Below are 876 nucleotides of genomic sequence, written 5' to 3'. Positions count from 1 at the left end.
CTGAGACCTCCCGGCGTGTCCGGGGACTCGGTTTCCTGAGTCACCCGACGGTTGTCGGTGTGCTTCTGTGAATGTAGTGCAGTTCCTCGGCCCTGGCTGGAGTGAGGTCGTCGAGGTACTCGTGGGGCCTCTCGGTGTTGAACCAGTCGACCCAGGTCAGGGTCTCGATCTCGACGTGGTCGACGTCGCGCCATGGTCCTTCGCGCCAGATCAGCTCGTTCTTGAACGACCCGACGGTGGTCTCCGCAAGGGCGTTGTCCAGCGCGTCGCCGACCGATCCGACGGACGGATCGACGCCGGCCTCGATCAACCTGGTGGTGAACGCCACGGACGTGTATTGACTGCCCGCGTCCGAGTGCGACACGAGGCCGGTCAGGTCGGTGACGCCTTCCTGGCCGCGGGTGAAGAACGCGTGCTCGAGCGCGTCGAGAACCAAGGCGGTGGTCATTGACCTGGCGGCGCGCCAGCCGATCACCCGGCGTGCGAAGGCGTCGATCACGAACGCCACGTAGACCATCCCGTTCCACGTCGGCACATACGTGAAGTCCGCGACCCACAAGCGGTTCGGCGCCGTCGGGGCAAAGTCGCGGTCGACCAGATCAGGGTGCCGGTCGTGGCTCCCATCGGCCTGGGTGGTCTTGTGCCGCGAGCCGTAGCGGGCGCCTTCCCAACCGTTGGCGCGGTAGAGCCGCTCGATGGTGCAGCGGGCGACGTCGTGGCCGGCGCCGCGGAGTTTGATCCACATCTTCCGCGACCCCAGCCGTGCGTTGAGCTTGTTGCGCGCCCGCATCTGGAGGATCAGCTGGGTGATCTCCTCGTCGCGCAGTTCGCGTCGCGTGGACTTCTTGTCGATCCACTCGTAGTAGGTCGAGGGAC

1 protein-coding gene is annotated in these 876 nt (G+C 66.1%); it reads right to left on the bottom strand.

Going from position 1 to position 876, the window contains the following annotated elements; translation table 11 throughout:
* Positions 1–40: 40 nt before the first annotated feature.
* Positions 41–876, bottom strand: an 836-nt coding sequence (locus ABN028_RS35190; protein ID WP_349699669.1) for an IS3 family transposase, incomplete at its 5' end; no start/stop codon positions are given.

The organism is Actinopolymorpha sp. B17G11, assembly GCF_040196095.1.
Classification (GTDB): Bacteria; Actinomycetota; Actinomycetes; order Propionibacteriales; family Actinopolymorphaceae; genus Thermasporomyces.
The sequence above is the reverse complement of the archived record's forward strand: the minus strand, read 5'-3'. Positions and strand labels throughout refer to the sequence as shown.